This window comes from Stenotrophomonas sp. INTA L402-1, from assembly GCF_059295135.1.
On record NZ_JCAFWP010000008.1, the window covers coordinates 96111 to 112903 of the forward strand.

Annotated in this window: 13 protein-coding genes; 11 read left to right on the forward strand and 2 right to left on the reverse strand. The window is 68.7% G+C overall.

Features of this window, described 5'->3' with window-relative positions:
* Positions 1-51 precede the first annotated feature (51 nt).
* The 9 genes from AC5O77_RS07400 (at position 52) to AC5O77_RS07440 (ending at position 9701) form a co-directional block, all read left to right on the forward strand.
* Positions 52-1302, forward strand: coding sequence for an NAD(P)/FAD-dependent oxidoreductase (locus tag AC5O77_RS07400; protein WP_014038928.1), 1251 nt, complete (start codon positions 52-54; stop codon positions 1300-1302).
* Entirely contained in the window at positions 1290-1847 is a 558-nt protein-coding gene (locus AC5O77_RS07405; protein ID WP_494506660.1) for a DUF3261 domain-containing protein, read from the forward strand. Before AC5O77_RS07400 ends, AC5O77_RS07405 begins: the two co-directional genes overlap by 13 nt.
* Positions 1844-3028: a beta-ketoacyl-ACP synthase gene (locus AC5O77_RS07410; RefSeq protein ID WP_494506661.1), complete on the forward strand. Its 1185-nt coding sequence runs from the start codon at positions 1844-1846 to the stop codon at positions 3026-3028. The genes AC5O77_RS07405 and AC5O77_RS07410 overlap by 4 nt, the downstream gene beginning before the upstream one ends.
* On the forward strand, positions 3025-3480 hold the full coding sequence (locus tag AC5O77_RS07415; protein WP_012512462.1) for a hotdog family protein: 456 nt from the start codon (positions 3025-3027) through the stop codon (positions 3478-3480). Before AC5O77_RS07410 ends, AC5O77_RS07415 begins: the two co-directional genes overlap by 4 nt.
* Positions 3477-4208: a 3-ketoacyl-ACP reductase FabG2 gene (locus AC5O77_RS07420; RefSeq protein WP_012512461.1), complete on the forward strand. Its 732-nt coding sequence runs from the start codon at positions 3477-3479 to the stop codon at positions 4206-4208. Before AC5O77_RS07415 ends, AC5O77_RS07420 begins: the two co-directional genes overlap by 4 nt.
* Positions 4208-5446, forward strand: a complete 1239-nt coding sequence (locus AC5O77_RS07425) for a beta-ketoacyl-ACP synthase (RefSeq protein ID WP_494506662.1) — start codon at positions 4208-4210, stop codon at positions 5444-5446. Before AC5O77_RS07420 ends, AC5O77_RS07425 begins: the two co-directional genes overlap by 1 nt.
* Before the next feature lie 62 nt (positions 5447-5508).
* Positions 5509-5949: a hypothetical protein gene (locus AC5O77_RS07430; protein WP_010482305.1), complete on the forward strand. Its 441-nt coding sequence runs from the start codon at positions 5509-5511 to the stop codon at positions 5947-5949.
* A 160-nt stretch (positions 5950-6109) separates the two neighbouring features.
* Positions 6110-6370 (forward strand): YcgL domain-containing protein, encoded by a 261-nt coding sequence (locus AC5O77_RS07435; RefSeq protein WP_107431495.1) that lies wholly within the window; start codon positions 6110-6112, stop codon positions 6368-6370.
* Positions 6363-9701: an ankyrin repeat domain-containing protein gene (locus AC5O77_RS07440; protein ID WP_125893369.1), complete on the forward strand. Its 3339-nt coding sequence runs from the start codon at positions 6363-6365 to the stop codon at positions 9699-9701. Before AC5O77_RS07435 ends, AC5O77_RS07440 begins: the two co-directional genes overlap by 8 nt.
* A 209-nt stretch (positions 9702-9910) precedes the next feature.
* On the opposite strand, the gene AC5O77_RS07445 is transcribed toward AC5O77_RS07440, so the two are convergent.
* Complete coding sequence (locus AC5O77_RS07445; protein ID WP_494506663.1) at positions 9911-11689, reverse strand: monovalent cation:proton antiporter-2 (CPA2) family protein; 1779 nt, start codon at positions 11687-11689, stop codon at positions 9911-9913.
* Positions 11690-12035: 346 nt separating this feature from the next.
* Here AC5O77_RS07445 and mgtE point away from each other — a divergent pair, with 346 nt between their 5' ends.
* Together mgtE and AC5O77_RS07455 are read left to right on the forward strand one after the other, a co-directional pair.
* Complete coding sequence (gene mgtE, locus AC5O77_RS07450; protein WP_494506664.1) at positions 12036-13406, forward strand: magnesium transporter; 1371 nt, start codon at positions 12036-12038, stop codon at positions 13404-13406.
* 143 nt (positions 13407-13549) lie between these two features.
* Positions 13550-16276 carry a bifunctional acetate--CoA ligase family protein/GNAT family N-acetyltransferase gene (locus tag AC5O77_RS07455; RefSeq protein WP_494506665.1) on the forward strand — a complete coding sequence of 909 codons (2727 nt, stop codon included), beginning with the start codon at positions 13550-13552 and terminating at the stop codon, positions 16274-16276.
* A gap of 48 nt (positions 16277-16324) precedes the next feature.
* Here the strand turns inward: AC5O77_RS07455 and AC5O77_RS07460 are convergent, their stop codons facing one another.
* Positions 16325-16705: a YbjQ family protein gene (locus AC5O77_RS07460; RefSeq protein ID WP_071228577.1), complete on the reverse strand. Its 381-nt coding sequence runs from the start codon at positions 16703-16705 to the stop codon at positions 16325-16327.
* Positions 16706-16793 lie beyond the last annotated feature (88 nt).

A 16793-nucleotide genomic window follows, 5' to 3' on the forward strand; every position in this document is an offset into this window, starting at 1 on the left:
CTGTCTTCCGACTTCCTTCTTTCCACCTGATCGAGCAACAAGGACGCACCGATGAATACTGCTGTGGATGCTGTCGAACGTACTGAAATCCTGATCATCGGCGCGGGCCCGGCCGGCTCGGTGGCCGCGGCGATGCTGCGCCAGCAGGGCCGCCAGGTGCTGATGCTGGAGCGCCAGCAGTTCCCGCGCTTCTCGATCGGTGAAAGCCTGCTGCCGCAGAGCATGGAGTACATCGAAGCGGCAGGCCTGCTGCAGGACGTGGTCGAAGCGGGCTTCCAGCACAAGAACGGCGCCGCCTTCGTGCATGGCGAGGCGCGCACCGCGTTCGACTTCAGGAAGAAGTTCTCGCCGGGTTGGGGCACGACCTACCAGGTGCAGCGCGCCGACTTCGACAACGTGCTGGCGCGCGGTGCCGAACGCATGGGCACCACGCTGCGCTTCGGTGATGAAGTGCTGTCGGTCGAAGCGGGCGAGCAGCCGGCGGTGACCGTGCGTCGCCCGGATGGCAGCGAGTACCGCATCGAGGCCGATTTCATCCTCGATGCATCCGGTTTCGCGCGCTTGTTGCCGCGCTTGCTGCAGCTGGAATCGCCGTCCAACTTCCCGGTGCGCGGGGCGATCTTCTGCCACGTGCGCGACAACATTCCGGCCGAAGCGGACTTCGACCGCAACAAGATCCTGATCACCACCCATCCCGAGCACATCGACGTCTGGTACTGGACGATCCCGTTCTCCAACGGCTGCTGCTCGCTGGGCGTGGTCGCCGAGCCGTCGTTCTTCGAGCGCTACGAGGGCGACGACCTGCAGAAGCTGCAGGCCATCGTCGGCGAGGACCCGAACCTGACCCGGCTGCTGGCCAACGCCGAATGGGCGGTGCTGCCGGTGCGCCGGATCACCGGTTACTCGGCCAATGTCAGTTCGCTGTGGGGCCCGGGCTACGCCCTGCTGGGCAATGCCGGCGAGTTCCTCGACCCGGTGTTCTCCTCCGGCGTCACCATCGCCTTCAAGTCCGCGCAGCTGGCCAGCGAGTGCCTCGCGCGCCGCTATGCCGGCGAAACCGTCGACTGGGAAACCGAGTTCTCGATCCCGCTGCGCGCCGGCGTGAAGACCTTCCGCCGCTTCGTCGAAAGCTGGTACGAAGGCGGTTTCCAGAAGATCATCTACCACCCGCAGCAGCAGCCTGAAGTGCGCGACATGATCAGTTCCATCCTGGCCGGCTACGCCTGGGATACCAACAACCCGTACGTGGCCGATGAAAGCGGCCGTCGCATGCGCGTGCTGGAGCAGCTGTGCAGCGCGTGATCGCCCGTACTGCAGCGCTGTTGCTGTGCCTGCTGCTGGCCGCCTGTGCCGGCCGCATGCCGAAGCCGCAGGTGGAACTGCCGCCGCTGCGCCTGTCGCCGGCCAGCCTGCCGGCGCCGCTGGCACTGCAGCAGCAGCTGCATTTCCGGTTCGGCACGCATGAGCGCGACCTGGATGCTCTGCTGGAAGCCGATGCGCAGCAGGTGCAGCTGGCGGTGCAGGCGATGGGACAGACCGGCGTGCGCCTGCAGTGGGACGGCCAGCAGCTGACCCAGCAGCGCGCACCGTGGCTGCCGCCGCAGGTGCGTGCCGAGCGCGTGCTGGATGACCTGCAGTTCGCGCTGTGGCCGACCGCGGCCATTGCCGCCGCGCTGCCGGCCGGTTGGCAGGTGAGGGATGACGGCCGGCAGCGCAGCCTGTCGCGCGACGGCACGGTGTGGCTGCAGCTGCAGCGCCTGGACGACGGCAGCGTGCAGCTGGACAACCGCGCCGAAGGCTACGCCCTGCGCATCGAATCGATCGACATGGCCGGGCCGGACCAATGAGCGCACCGATCTACCTGAACGACCTGGGCGTGGTCTGTGCGCTTGGCGATGGCCGCGCCGCGGTCGCGTCGGCGATGTTCGCCGATGTGCCGGGCGGGCTCAGCGACAACGACAGCCTGCTGCCGGGGCGCACCCTGGCGCTGGGAGAGGTGCGCACGCCGCTGCCGGCGCTGGAGGACCTGCCGGTGGCCCTGCGCGGGCGCAACAACGCCCTGCTGGACGTGGCACTGGCGCAGATCGCACCGGCGGTGGCCGCCGCGATCGCCCGCCATGGTGCCGAGCGCGTGGCGGTGGTGCTGGGCACCAGCACCTCGGGCATTGGTGAATCCGAGCAGGCCCTGCGCAGCCACGCCGAACAGGGCCAGTGGCCGCAGGGCTTCGATTACGCCCAGCAGGAAATGGGCACCGCCGCGCAGTTCGTGCGCCAGCGCAGTGGTGCACAGGGGCCGGCATGGACCCTGTCCACCGCCTGCTCGTCCAGCGCCAAGGCGCTGATGTCGGCCGCCCGGATGCTGCGCGCCGGCATCGTCGATGCGGTGATTGCCGGCGGTGCCGATTCGCTGTGCCGCTTTACCGTGGCCGGCTTCAGCGCGTTGGAATCGGTGTCGGCACTGCGCTGCAATCCGTTCTCGCAGCACCGCTCCGGCATCAACATCGGCGAGGGCGCCGCGCTGTTCCTGCTTACCCGCGAGCCGGGTCCGGTGTGCCTGGCCGGGTGGGGCGAATCGGCCGATGCCCATCACATGTCCGCCCCCGATCCGCAGGGGATGGGGGCCATCGACGCCCTGCAGCAGGCGCTGCTGCGCGCCGGCTGGGGCGCCGACGAAGTGGATTACGTGAACCTGCATGGCACCGCCACCGGGCACAACGATGCGATGGAAAGCCTGGCGGTCTCGCAGGTGCTGGGCAATGGCGTGCCGGCCAGTTCGACCAAGCCGCTGACCGGCCATACGCTGGGTGCCTCGGGCGCGATCGAGGCGGCGCTGTGCTGGATCCTGCTGGCCGAGAACCCGCAGCAGCAGCTGCCACCGCACTGGTGGGACGGCGTGGCCGACCCCGCACTGCCGGTGCTGCCGCTGGTCGCGCCGGGCTCCCGCCTGGCGCAGCCGCCGCGACGGGTGCTGAGCAATTCGTTCGCCTTCGGCGGCAGCAATGCCGTGCTGGCACTGGAGCGTCGATGAACACGCTGTACGCGATCGAGGACGTGGTGCCGCATCGCCAGGACATGTGCCTGCTGGAGTGCATCACGCAGTGGGACCAGGACGCCCTCGAGGCCGAACTGGTGGTGCCCGAGGCCGGCCTGTTCGTCGAGGATGGCCAGGTGCCGGCATGGGTCGGCATCGAATACATGGCGCAGGCCATCGCGGCCTGGGCCGGCTGCCGCGCGCGTGCGGCCGGCAAGCCGCCGCAGCTGGGCTTCCTGCTCGGCAGCCGCCGCTACAGCAGCGCGCGCAGCAGCTTCCCCAGCGGTTCGCGGCTGCGCGTACAGGCGCGCTGCGAGCTGTTGGGTGACAATGGATTGGGGATGTTCGCCTGCCGCATCCTGGCGGGCGAGGACGAATGGGCGACAGCCAACGTGTCGGTGTTCGAACCGGCCGACGCGATGGCCTATCTGGAGAGTGGACAGGCATGACAGGGAATCGAAGCGTGCTGGTGACCGGCGCCAGCCGGGGCATCGGCCGGGCCATCGCGCTGCGCATCGCGCGCGATGGCTTCGACGTGGTGGTGCATTGCCGCAGCCGCCTGGAAGAGGCACAGGCCGTGGTGGCCGAGATCCAGGCCATGGGCCAGCAGGCCCGCGTGCTGGCGTTCGACGTAGCCGACCGCGAGGCCGCACGCGCCGCGCTGGAGGCTGATGTCGAAGCGCACGGCGCGTACTACGGCGTGGTCTGCAATGCCGGCATCGCCCGTGATGGCGCCTTCCCGGCGCTGTCGGCGGAGGATTGGGACCAGGTCATCCACACCAACCTGGATGGCTTCTACAACGTGCTGCATCCGCTGATCATGCCGATGGTGCGGCGGCGCAAGCCGGGCCGCATCGTCACCCTGTCGTCGGTGTCCGGGCTGGCCGGCAACCGCGGCCAGGTCAATTACAGTGCCGCCAAGGCCGGCATCATCGGTGCCACCAAGGCGCTGGCGCTGGAACTGGCCAGCCGCCAGATCACCGTCAACTGCGTGGCCCCGGGCCTGATCGAGACCGAAATGCTCAACGATGAAGTGATCGAACACGCGCTCAAGCTGATTCCCGCCGGCCGCGTCGGTCGTCCCGACGAAGTGGCGGCCACGGTGGCGTTCCTGCTGTCCGAGCCGGCCGGCTACATCACCCGCCAGGTAATCTCGGTGAACGGAGGCATGCTCTGATGGCTGCCGATCGTCGCGTGGTGGTCACCGGTGCGGCCGCCATCAGTCCGCTCGGCCACGACTGGCCGACCATCGAAGCGCACCTGCGCAGCTGCCGCAATGCCGTGCGCACGATGCCCGAATGGGATGTCTATGCCGGCCTGAACACCAAGCTGGCCGCGCCGGCGCAGGACTTCGAGCTGCCGCCGAACTACAACCGCAAGACCACCCGCTCGATGGGCAAGGTCGCGATCATGTCGGTGCGCGCCACCGAGATGGCACTGCGCGAGGCTGGCCTGCACGAACACCCGGTGCTGCGCAGTGGCCGCACCGGCGTGGCCTACGGCTCGTCCTCGGGCAGCCACGAGGCCACCGGTGAATTCGGCCGCATGCTCAACGAGTTCACGACCGACGGCATCAGTGCCACCACCTACCTGAAGATGATGAGCCACACCGCGCCGGTCAACATCGGTGTGTTCTTTGGTTTGTCCGGGCGCGTCTACACCACCTCCAGTGCCTGCACCTCGGGCAGCCAGGGCGTGGGCGCGGCCTACGAAGCGATCCGCAGCGGCAAGCAGACGGTGATGGTGGCTGGCGGTGCCGAGCAGCTCGATGCCACTGCCGCGGCAGTGTTCGACACCCTGTTCGCCACCAGCGTGCGCAATGATGCGCCGCAGACCACGCCGCGCCCGTTCGATGCCGGCCGTGATGGCCTGGTGCTGGGCGAGGGTGCCTGCACGCTGATCCTGGAAGACCTGGAGCACGCGCAGGCACGTGGCGCCACCATCCTTGCCGAGGTGGTCGGCTACGGCACCAACAGCGATGGCCAGCACGTCACCCAGCCCAGTGCCGACACCATGGCCCAGGCCATGCGCCTGGCGCTGGAGGATGCCGGGCTGGACGCGGCGCAGATCGACTACGTCAACGCCCACGGCACCGCCACCGACCACGGTGACATCGCCGAGACCCAGGCCACCGCGCAGGTATTCGGCAGCCGCATGCCGATCAGCTCGCTGAAGAGCTACGTCGGCCACATGCTGGGTGCCTGCGGTGCGTTCGAGGCCTGGATGAGCATCGAGATGATGCGCGCCGGCTGGTTCGCGCCCACGCTGAACCTGGCCGAGGTCGATCCACGCTGTGGCCAGCTCGACTTCATCACCGGCCAAGGTCGCGAATTGCAGGCCGAGTACGTGATGAGCAACAACTTCGCCTTCGGTGGCATCAACACCTCGCTGGTGTTCCGCCGCTGGCGCGAGTGATCCACCGCCCCACCGCCGCTGTTCCCGCAACCTACCCGCACCCTCGACAAGGAGATGTTCCGATGCGCCGCACCCTGATGATCGCCACGGCCACCGCACTGCTGGCCCTGGCCTCCACCGCTTCTGCCCGCGATACCCGCGTGGAGCAGTCCCTGCAGGAACTGGTCAGCTCGCAGGCTGCCAAGGACGCCGGCATCGACGGCAGCGTCCGCTTCTACCTGGCCGGCCAGCCGGTCAGCGTGCAGCAGCGCCTGGGCGAAGACGTGACCAACAAGAAGACCAACGCCGCCAACAAGAGCGATGCCGAGGCCTGCCGCTGGGTCGCGCTGTCGGCGCTGCGCGCGCTGCAGGACGGTGCCAAGTCGCGCGGCGCCAACGCCGTGGTCGACATCGTCAGCTACTACAAGAAGAACGAGTTCAAGAGCAGCACCAACTACGAATGCTATGCCGGTGCGATCCTCGCCGGTGTCGCGCTGAAGGGCACCTACGCCAAGGTCAAGTAAGCGCCCGTGTGGCGGCGGCGTTGGCTGAACGCCGTCGCCACATTGCTGAATCCCGCCGGGGAAACGCCGCCGATCACGCCGCCATCGTCGGCTGACGGCTTTCCCCGGTGTCGGCTTTCCGACACAATCATGGCTCTTCCCGGGTTATCGTCCCGCGGACATGCACGCCTACGTCTATAAAAGCCAACTCAAGCCGGACACCTACGTCTACGTTCCCCGTCGCGATGATTTCAGCGCGCTGCCTGCGCCGCTGCTCACCTCGCTGGGGACGCTCGCCTTCGTCCTGGACGTGGCCCTGGATGCCCAGCGCCGCCTGGCCCAGGCCGATCCGGACAAGGTCCGCAGCGAAATGAGCGAGCGCGGGTTCTACCTGCAGGTGCCGCCGTCGGTGGCCAGCCTGATGCCGCGCCACTATGACTGACACGTCCCGTCCGCGCGCCCTGTCGATCGCCTTCGCCGTGGGTGCCGTACTGGCGCTGGGCGCCGCCGTGGGCGGCGTTCCGGGCGCCATCCTTGCGGCACTGGCGCAGCCGGCGTTCGCGCTGGGTGTGTCGTGGTGGCGTCGCAGCCGCGCGCTGCTGCCGCTGAAGATCGTCGCGCGCCAGGACCTGCCGGCGCTGCTGGCGTTGTGGACGGCAGCGCCGCTGTTGCTGGCGCTGCTGCTGGCCTGGCCGCTGGCGGCGCTGCGTGACAGCGGCAGCCTGGCCGCGGTGCTGGGCCTGAGCGTGCTGGTCAGTGCCGGCCTGCTGGCGGCCTGGCGCACCTGGCCGCTGTGGAACGATGTCGAACGCCTGGATGGCAATCTCGCCCAGCATTGGCAGGCGCTGGCCGGACGCGACCTGACCGCCTGGCGCGGTCTCGGTGTCGCCGCGCTGGTGATCGCGCTGGCCGCGCTGGTGGTGCTGCCGGCCTGGCCGGGCCTGTTGCCGGAAGGCGCGCGCTGGCCCGCCGCGCTGGCGGTGGTGCTGCTGTCTCCGGTACTGCACCTGCTGCTGCAGCGGGTGGCGCCGGCACCCTTGGTGTCGCTGCGCGCGAGCCCGTTGGCCAGCGCCGGCAACGAGCACGAACCGATGTTCGCCGCTGCGGCCGAAACCGCGCCGCTGGAGGCGATGGCGCCGCAGGAGCTGACCCCGGCCCTGTATGAAGCCGCCCGCCATGGCCGCATCGACCGGGGCCTGCAGCTGCTGCAGGCCGGTGCCGATCCGTATGCGCTGCCGGACCCGAACTGGCGCGACCAGCGCAGCCTGGCAGTGCTGGCGGCGGTGCTGCCGGACCTGCGCCTGCTGCGCGAACTGATCGCCCGCGGCGTCGATGTGAATGCGCCGCACCGGGGCATGACCCCACTGCTGGCCGCCACCCGCGACAGCTGGCACGGCCGTCCCGAAGCGGTGATGACCCTGCTCGCCAACGGTGCCGATTCGCGTGCCATCGACAGCGATGGCAACACTCCGCTGCACCATGCCGCACGCAGTTCCGACCCGGGCGTGGCCGCGCTGCTGCGCGATGCCGCCGCCGAAGTCGACGCGCTGAACAACGAGGGCTGGTCGCCGCTGGCCGTGGCCTGCCAGGTCGGCAACTGGCGCCTGGCCCGCTTCCTGCTCGAACGCGGTGCGCGCAGCGAACCGGCCGAGGGTACGCCGGTGCTGCTGGCCGCCGCCGCCACCGAAGACGACGATCCGGCCGGCGTGCAGCTGCTGCTCAAGCACAAGGCGCGGGCTGACGCGCGTGATCGCCAGCGCCGCAGCGCGCTGCATGAGGCCGCACTGGCTGGCCACGTCGAGATCATCGGCGTGCTGCTCGGCGCTGGCGCCAACCTGGAAGCGCGCGATGCGCTGGGCCGTACGCCGTGGCTGGAAGCGGCCCGTGCCGGTCGCGCTGCCGTGGTCGAGCATCTGCTGCCGCACAAGCCGGATCTGGTTGCGGTGGACGGCGAAGGCCGCAACGCGGTGCAGCTGGCGGCGATGGCCGAGGATGTCTCGCCATTGCTGATCAAGCGCCTGGTCGAGCTGGGCATCGCCGCCGATGCCACCGATCCGGTTGGCCGCCGTGCGGTGGACTACGCCGCCGAAGCCGGTCGCTGGGCGATTGTGGCCCTGCTGGACCCGTCCTATCCGTTGCCGGCCGCCGTCAGTGATGGCCTGGCCGAGCGCGGCGAAGCCGCCAGCGCCAGTGGCCTGCTGCCGGACCGTCCGCCGCTGACCCTGCTGCGCGAAGCGCTGGGCTTCGGCAACACCGATGGCATGGCCGCGCTGGCCAAGCTGTGCCAGCCGGAAGAACTGGGTGGCCTGCTGCTCGATCCGGAACTGGCACTGGAGCCGCGTGCGGTCGATTGGCTGCTGGGCCACGGCGCCGATCCCTACGTGCGTGACGCCTGCTCCGACACGCCGATGTTCGCGCTGCTGTCGCGCGGCATCGATGCGGTGCCGGCGCTGCAGGTCATGCTGCAGCGCGGCCTGTCGCCGGCCGGACGCGGTGGCCTGGCGCGCTTCCTTGCCGCCTGCGCACAGCACGATCAGGCCGCCCGCGGCCTGGAGCAGCTGGCGCTGGAACTGCTGGAACGTGGTGCCGATCCGTTCGCGGCCTCGCCGGCGGGTGACCCGCCGTTGTCGCTGGCAGTGCGCCTGGGCTGGCTGCGCCTGCAGCAGGCCCTGCTCAAGGCCGGTGTCGATCGTGAAGCGCGTGACAGCCATGGCATGACCGCATTGCATCTGGCCACCGCATTGGCCCGCGAAGGCGCGCTGAAGCTGCTGGTGCAGCACGGTGCCTCGCCGGAAGCACGTGCCGCCGATGGGCAGACGCCGCTGGGCGTGGCGCTGTCGATCGGTCGCCGTGACCTGGCCGACTGGCTCGACTGGCGGGTGTGGCCGTTGCCGCGCCGCACCCTGCGCGAGGCCGATCTGCCGGCCGCCGCGATGGCTGGTGACGTCGATGCGGTGCGCCGCCTGATCGATCTGGGATTTGCCGTCGACGCAGTCGACGCACAGGGCTGCACCGCGCTGCTGCGTGCGGCCGGTGGTGGCCATCTGGCAGTAACCGACTTGCTGCTGGCACGCGGCGCCGATCCGCAGCACGCCGCTGCCAGTGGCGCGACGCCGCTGTCGGCGGCGGTCAGCATGCGCCAGGTGGACATCGTATCGGCCCTGCTCGACGCCGGCGCCAAGCTGGAACACCGCCTGCCGGGCGGGGTGACCGTGCTGATGCTGGCCTCGGCGCTTGGCTTGCCGGACATCGTCGCGCGCCTGCTCACCGCCGGTGCCGACGTGCATGCCGGTGACGCGCAGCAGCTGGGCCCGCTGCACTGTGCCGCGCTGTACGGTTTCAGTGCCCGCGACCGCTCGCGCCTGTTGGCCCTGCTCGACACCCTGCTGCTGGCCGGTGCCGAACCGGACCAGGCCGCCGCCGGTTCGGTCACGCCGCTGCTGCTGCTGCTGGGTGCGCGTGCCGAGCCGGGTACCGCCTGCGACGAGCAGGTGGTGATGGCGGCGGTAGAGCGCCTGCTGGACGAGGACGTGAGCCTGGACGTGCGTGATCCGCGCGGTTTCGGCCCGCTGCATCTGGCCGCCCTGCACGGCCTGCCACTGCTGGTGCAGCGCCTGCTGCGCGCCGGTGCCGACCCGGAAGTGCGCGACAGCCTCAACCGCAGCCCGCGCGAGATCGCGGTGATGCGCGGCTTCATCGACGTGGCCGGCGAGTTCGAACCACGCGTGCCGGGCGTCTCGTCGATGGCGCGGTTCCTGCGCGACAACGGCTGATCGGGACCCAGTAGATCCACGCCATGCGTGGATGATCGTGTCCGGAATCCAAAGCATCCACGCATGGCGTGGATCTACTGCCGGAATCCGCAGTGGGTAGTGCCGGCCGCTGGCCGGCAACCTCATGAAACCACCGGAATTTCGAGGCGGCCGGCCAGCGGCCGGCACTACCGCAATCTGTGGTGGGTGCCGACCGTTGGTCGGCACGCCTACTTGCCGTCGCTTTCCGCGTCGGCCTCGAACAGGTGCATCAGGTCGTTGCGTGCATCGCGCGAGGTCTGGATCACTGCAGCCTCGTCGTCGTACACCAGGTACTGGTCGCGCAGCAGCTGCTCGTCGTGCTCACGGAAGCGCTGCACGTGGCGTTCAGCCACTTCAGGTGCAACACCCAATGCAGTCAGCACGCGCCCGCTCATTTCCAGGCTGGTGCCGAACACTTCGCGGAACGGCTCAGCCGACATGTCCATCAGGCGCCACGCATGCTGGCGGTTGCGTGCGCGCGCCAGCACCTTCGCGTCCGGGTACAACCGGCGCACCATGCGCACCGCGCGCAGGTTGGTCTCCGGGTCGTCCACGGTGATCACGAATACATCGATGTGCTCGCCGCCGGCCGCGCGCAGCATCTCCGGCCGGGTCGGGTCGCCGTAGTACAGCTGGTTGCCGAAGCGGCGCAGGTCGGCCACGGTATCGGGGTTCGCTTCCAGTGCCACGAACGGCACCTTCTGCGCGGTCAGCAGGCGCGCGATGACCTGGCCGAAGCGGCCCATGCCGGCAATCAGCACCTTCGGCCGGTTGTCCGGTGCCACCTTGTCTGCCTCGGCTGCCTCGCGCGGCGTTGCCTTCTCCTGGCCGAGCAGCTTGAGCAGCGCGATCATCAGCAGCGGCGTGATCGCCATCGACAGGCCGACGATCGCCACCAGCCGGTCATGGTTGGCGTTGCCCAGCAGGTGCGCGCGCTGCGCTTCGTTGAACACCACGAAGGCGAATTCGCCGCCCAGCCACAGCACGCTGCCCAGCAGCAGCGAGTGCCGTGAACTGAGCTTTGCAATACGGCCAATCACATACAGAAGGCTGAACTTGACCACCAGCAGGATCGCCACGCCGGCGGCGATCAGCCACGGCTCGGTAACGATGCGGTCGAGGTCGATGCCCATGCCCACCGCAATGAAGAACAGCCCCAGCAGCAGCCCCTTGAACGGCTCGATCTGCGCTTCCAGTTCGTGCCGGAACTCCGAATCGGACAGCAGCACGCCGGCCAGGAACGCGCCCAGGCTGGGGCTGAGGCCGGCCTCCTGCATGAACCAGGCGGTGCCCAGCACCACCAGCAGTGCGGTGGCGGTGAATACTTCCGGGCTGCGGGTACGCGCGATGATGCTGAACACCCTGCGCAGCACCGGTCGCCCGCACAGGATCACCACCGCCAGCGCGCCGAGGGCAACGGCGGCGTCTTCCCAGCGCAGGGTCTCGTTCTTTACCCCGCCCAGCAGCGGGATGGCCGCCAGCAGCGGAATCGCGATCAGGTCCTGGAACAGCAGGATGGCGAACCCGAGCCGGCCATGGTCGCTGTTGATCGCCTTGTGTTCTGACAGCAGCTGCAGGCCGACCGCGGTGGACGACAGAGCCAGTGCCACGCCCACCACCAGTGCGCTCTTCCATTGGAAATGGTCGAGCAGCAGCAGGCCGCCCAGCACCAGCCCGGACAGCGCCACCTGTGCCGCACCGGCACCAAACACCGAGCGCCGCATCACCTTCAGGCGGGCCGGCGACAGTTCCAGACCGATCACGAACAGCAGCATCACCACGCCGATCTCGGCGGCGCCGAGGATGCGGTCGGCGTCCTGCACGAAGCCCAGCCCGTCCGGGCCCAGCACCACACCGGCCGCCAGGTAGCCCAGTACCGCGCCGAAGCCGAACTTCTTGAACACCGGCACGGCGATGACCGCCGCGAGCAGCAGCACCAGGGCCAGTTCCAGACCACCGCTATGCATGGGAATACCTGGTCATCGGGGAAGCCCGCGGTGTGTCCGTTCGGGTGGGGGAAGGGGAGGCGAGTGCCACCGCGTCATTATGCGCGCCGGCCTGTGTATGCACGAGAACAACCTGCCGGGCAGGCGCCCTGCGCAAGGCTGCCGGGTTGACCTGCATGGCCCACGGGTCCAGACTGCCCGCCGCTGGCGGCGCGTCCGCCGGCACACGCATCCCGGAGTCCCCAACCCATGTCCAGCGACAGTAGAAGTCGACCTCGTTCGACGCCAGCGATGGCCACCGCCTGACATCGGGACGGTTTGCCTGCGTTGGCGTTGCGCGAGGTCGCACCCCCACAAGGCAAAACCGATGAACCAGAAGCAATTGCTGCGCCCGGTGGCCGATGCCGCCGCACTGGCCGCACCCCTGGCGAACTACAACACCGCCGACGCGGTGGAATTCCTCAATACGCTGGAACTGACGCGCGCTGCGGAAACGCTGGCGGCGCTGCCGTTGCCGCGCGCGGTGAAGATGCTCGAAGCACCGGAGCTGCACCGCAGCGGCGAGCTGGTGGCCGCGCTGCCGCCGGCACGCGCCGCGGCCCTGCTGGGGCTGATGGCCGACGACCGTGCCACCGACATCGTCCACGAGCTGGATGAGGAAGAACGCGCGCGGCTGATCCCGCTGCTCGGCACCGATGCCCGCCAGGCCATCCAGAAGCTGCTCAGCTACCCGCCGAACACCGCCGGCGCGCTGATGACCACCGAGTACGTTGCGGTACCCGCAAGCTGGACCGTTGCGCAGACCCTGCAGCACATCCGCCAGGTCGAGCGCACCCGCGAGACGGTGTACGCGATCTATGTGCTGGACCCGGCCAGCCAGCAACTGCAGCAGGTAGTGACCATGCGCCGGCTGATCACCGGCCTGCCCGAGGAGTCGATCCTGGATGTGGCCCAGGTCAATCCGCCGGTGACGGTGGATGCGCTGATGGACCAGGAAGAGGTGGCGCGGCTGATCCGCCGCCACGACCTGCTGGCGATCCCGGTGGTCGACGCGCAGCAGCAGATGCTCGGCATCGTCACCGTGGACGACGTGCTCGATGCGCTGATCGAGGAATCCACCGAGGACGCGCACAAGTTCGGCGGCATGGAGGCACTGGACAAGCCGTACATGCAGATCAGCTTCTTCGAGATGCTGCGCAAGCGCGCCGGCTGGTTGAGCGTGCTGTTCCTGGGTGAGATGCTGACCGCGAGCGCGATGCAGCACTACGAGGATGAACTGGCGCGCGCCGTGGTGCTGACCCTGTTCATCCCGCTGATCATGAGTTCGGGCGGCAACTCCGGCTCGCAGGCTACCTCGCTGCTGATCCGCAGCCTGGCACTGCGCGAACTGCGCCTGCGTGACTGGTGGAAGGTGGCCCTGCGCGAAGTGCCCACCGGCATGGTGCTGGGCGCGATCCTTGGCTGCCTGGCCATCGTGCGCATCGTGATCTGGCAGCTGGGCGGCCTGCACGACTACGGCGAACACTGGATCCTGCTGGCGATCACCATCGGCGCCGCGCTGGTCGGCATCGTCACCTTCGGCTCGCTGTCCGGCTCGATGCTGCCCTTCATCCTGAAGCGGTTCGGCTTCGACCCGGCCAGCGCTTCGGCGCCGTTCGTGGCCACCCTGGTGGACGTGACCGGCCTGGTGATCTACTTCAGCATCGCCGCGATGATCCTGCACGGCACGCTGCTGTAAGCCGGAACCACCGTGCTCCGGTAGGTGCCGACCTTGGTCGGCACGCAGAACAAAAAGGGGACGGAGGGGATTAAGTCGTTCAAGGCACATGAGGCACAAACGACTTAATCCCCTCCGTCCCCTTTTTTGGGTACCGTAGGCGCATGAGTACCTACCACCTGCAGTCCGTGTTTCGTCCGCAGTCGGTCGCGGTGATCGGCGGCAGTCCGCGTGAGCGTTCGGCCGGGCGCGCGGTGATGCGCAACCTACGCGGTACCGGCTTCCCTGGCAAGGTGGCGTGGATCAACCCGCGGCATGCCGAGATCGATGGCATCCGCACGATCAAGCGGTTGAAGGATCTGGACTGGGTACCGGACCTGGTCGTCATCACCGCACCGGCGGCGATCGTGCCGCAGGTGGTGCGCACCGCCGCCGAACGCGGCGTGCAGGCCGCGATCATCCTCACCGCGCACCTGGGCGAAGGCCCGGGCTCGTTGTCGGAACAGGTGGAAACGGTGGCGCGCAAGCACGGCCTGCGCATCCTTGGCCCGCACTGCCTGGGTGTGATCGCACCGCATGCGCGGCTCAATGCCAGCATCGCCGCGCACTTCCCGCAGGCCGGTGACCTCGCGCTGATCTCCGAATCCTCGGCCATTGCCGCTGCGCTGGTGGAATGGGGTGTGGCGCGCTCGGTCGGCTTCTCCGCCGTGGTCTCGCTGGGCGACACGATGGACGTCGACTTCGGCGACCTGCTCGATTACTTCGCCACCGACTACCGTACCCGCGCCATCCTGCTCTACGTCGAGCAGATCAAGGATGCGCGCAAGTTCATGTCGGCCGCGCGTGCCGCCGCGCGTGCCAAGCCGGTGGTGGTGGTGAAGTCCGGCCGTGCCGAGCGCGTGCAGCCGGGCAGCCGCGATACCCATGTGCAGGCCCTGGCCCGCGCCGATGATGTGTACGGTGCTGCCTTCAACCGCGCCGGCCTGCTGCGCGTGGGTGCGCTGGACGAACTGTTTACTGCCGCCGAATCGCTGGGTCGGCTGGGGACGTTCCCCGGTCGCCGCCTGGCCATCCTCAGCAACGGTGGTGGCGTGGGTCGCCTTGCGGTGGACCAGCTGATCGCATTGCGTGGCACGCTGGCCAACCTGTCCGACAGCACCATCGAGAAACTCGACGCGGTGCTGCCGCAGGGCTGGTCGCGCAGCAATCCGGTGGACATCGTGGTCGATGCCGATGGTGACCGCTATGCCGCGGCCATCGAAGCGCTGCTGGCCGACAACGAGAATGACGCGGTGATGGTGGTGAACGTGCCGACCGCGTTCACGTCATCGGCCGACGCCGCGCAAGCGCTCACCCGCACGCTCGGCCTGCGGCCGCGCCATCACCGCGACAAGCCGGTCTTCGCGGTGTGGCTGGGCAACGACGATCAGGCCACCGCCACGCTCAACGCGGCACGCGTCCCGACCTACCCGACCGAGGCCGAAGCCGTACGTGGCTTCCAGCACTTGGTGCGCTACCGCGAAGCGCAGAACGCGTTGATGGAAACGCCGCCCAGCCTGCCGCAGGATTTCAGTGTCGACACGGCCGCCGCGCGCGCAGTGGTCGATGCCGCCCTGGCCAACGGCCAGCAGTGGCTGGACCCGCTGGCCACGCATGAACTGCTCAAGGCCTATGGCATTCCCTCCGCACCGGTGATGCATGCACGCGATGCGCACGAGGCGATGGATCTGGCGCAGCCGCTGCTGGAACGCGGTGCCACGGTCGCACTGAAGATCCTGTCGCCGGATATTCCGCACAAGTCCGAAGTGGATGGTGTGCGCCTCAACCTGTCCACGCTGCCGGCGGTGCAGAGCGCGGCCAACGCGATCCTGTCGCGCGCACGCCAGCTGCGGCCGGATGCACGCATCGATGGCCTGCTGGTACAGCCCACCATCGTCCGCCCGAAGGCGCGCGAACTGATCGTCGGCATCGCCGATGACGCGACGTTCGGCCCGGTGATCGTGGTCGGCCGTGGTGGTACCGCAGTCGAAGTGATCAACGACAAGGCACTGGCGCTGCCGCCATTGGACCTGCGCCTGGCCCATGAACTGATCGGCCAGACCCGCGCCTCGCGCATCCTCAAGGCCTATGGCGATGTGCCGGCCGCCGATGAGCGCGCGCTGGCGCTGGCGCTGGTGAAGCTGGCACAACTGGCTGCCGATATCCCCGAAGTGCGCACGCTGGACATCAACCCGCTGCTGGTCGACGGCAAGGGCATCCTCGCCCTCGATGCCCGCGTAGCGGTGGCGCCGTCGCGCATCCTGCACAAGGGCCGCGGCCATCCGCGTTTCTCGGTATTCCCGTACCCGAAGGAGTGGGAGCGCACCATCGAGCTGTCCGATGGCGGCCGTGCCTTCGTGCGCCCGGTGCGGCCGGAGGACGACGCACTGTTCCGTGCGTTCTTCGCCCGCGTCAGTGACGAGGATCTGCGCCTGCGTTTCTTCCAGTCGGTGAAGCACTTCAGCCACGAGTTCATCGCGCGCCTGACCCAGCTCGATTACGCACGCTCGATCGCGCTGGTGGCGATCGAGCCACGCAGTGGCGAAATGCTGGGTGCGGTGCGCCTGCACGCCGATGCCGATTACCACCGTGGCGAGTACGGCATCCTGATCCGTTCGGACCTGAAGGGCCACGGCATCGGCTGGCGGTTGATGGCGATCATGATCGAGTACGCCAAGTGGCTGGGCCTGGACGTGGTCGAAGGCCAGGTGCTGCGCGAGAACAGCACCATGCTGGCGATGTGCCAGAGCCTGGGCTTCAAGACCAGGCTGGATCCAGACGATCCGACGGTGATGATGGTGACCCTGCCGGTGCAGCAGGTCGAGGTGCCCGCACCCCCGCCGGCGGCGTGATCGTTACCACGCCGGTAGCGCCGGGCCATGCCCGGCGGAACGTCGGCTTCAACGCAGCGGTTCCACCACTACCGCCGTGCCATAGCACAGCACCTCGGTCAGCCCGGTCATCACGTCGGTGGCGTCGTAGCGCATGCCGATGATCGCGTTGGCGCCCAGCTGCCGCGCGTGCTTGACCATGTCGCGGTAGGTTTCCTCGCGGGCCTGTTCGCACAGCTCGGTGTAGATGGTGATGTTGCCACCGAAGATCGTCTGGATGCCGCCCAGGAAGTTGCCGACGATCGAGCGCGAGCGCACGGTGATGCCGCGGACCACACCCAGATTGCGCACGACGCGATGGCCGGGCAGCTCGAAGGCGGTGGTGACCAGCGCATCGTCGAAGCGCAGCGCGGGCGGGGAAGGGGAGCCGCTGTTGTAGGGGTCTGCCATGGTCGCGTCCGTGTCGTTGCTTTCTGTAGAGTCGAGCCATGCTCGACTGGCTGTGGAGCAGTCGAGCATCTGTCTCTTATACACATCT

Coding starts and splice junctions, on each gene's coding strand:
- AC5O77_RS07460 (WP_071228577.1), bottom strand. CDS start 16,705: ATGGCAGACCCCTACAACAGCGGCTCCCCTTCCCCGCCCGCGCTGCGC.
- AC5O77_RS07435 (WP_107431495.1), top strand. CDS start 6,110: ATGCACGCCTACGTCTATAAAAGCCAACTCAAGCCGGACACCTACGTC.
- AC5O77_RS07445 (WP_494506663.1), bottom strand. CDS start 11,689: ATGCATAGCGGTGGTCTGGAACTGGCCCTGGTGCTGCTGCTCGCGGCG.
- mgtE (WP_494506664.1), top strand. CDS start 12,036: ATGAACCAGAAGCAATTGCTGCGCCCGGTGGCCGATGCCGCCGCACTG.
- AC5O77_RS07420 (WP_012512461.1), top strand. CDS start 3,477: ATGACAGGGAATCGAAGCGTGCTGGTGACCGGCGCCAGCCGGGGCATC.
- AC5O77_RS07430 (WP_010482305.1), top strand. CDS start 5,509: ATGCGCCGCACCCTGATGATCGCCACGGCCACCGCACTGCTGGCCCTG.
- AC5O77_RS07425 (WP_494506662.1), top strand. CDS start 4,208: ATGGCTGCCGATCGTCGCGTGGTGGTCACCGGTGCGGCCGCCATCAGT.
- AC5O77_RS07440 (WP_125893369.1), top strand. CDS start 6,363: ATGACTGACACGTCCCGTCCGCGCGCCCTGTCGATCGCCTTCGCCGTG.
- AC5O77_RS07415 (WP_012512462.1), top strand. CDS start 3,025: ATGAACACGCTGTACGCGATCGAGGACGTGGTGCCGCATCGCCAGGAC.
- AC5O77_RS07400 (WP_014038928.1), top strand. CDS start 52: ATGAATACTGCTGTGGATGCTGTCGAACGTACTGAAATCCTGATCATC.
- AC5O77_RS07410 (WP_494506661.1), top strand. CDS start 1,844: ATGAGCGCACCGATCTACCTGAACGACCTGGGCGTGGTCTGTGCGCTT.
- AC5O77_RS07455 (WP_494506665.1), top strand. CDS start 13,550: ATGAGTACCTACCACCTGCAGTCCGTGTTTCGTCCGCAGTCGGTCGCG.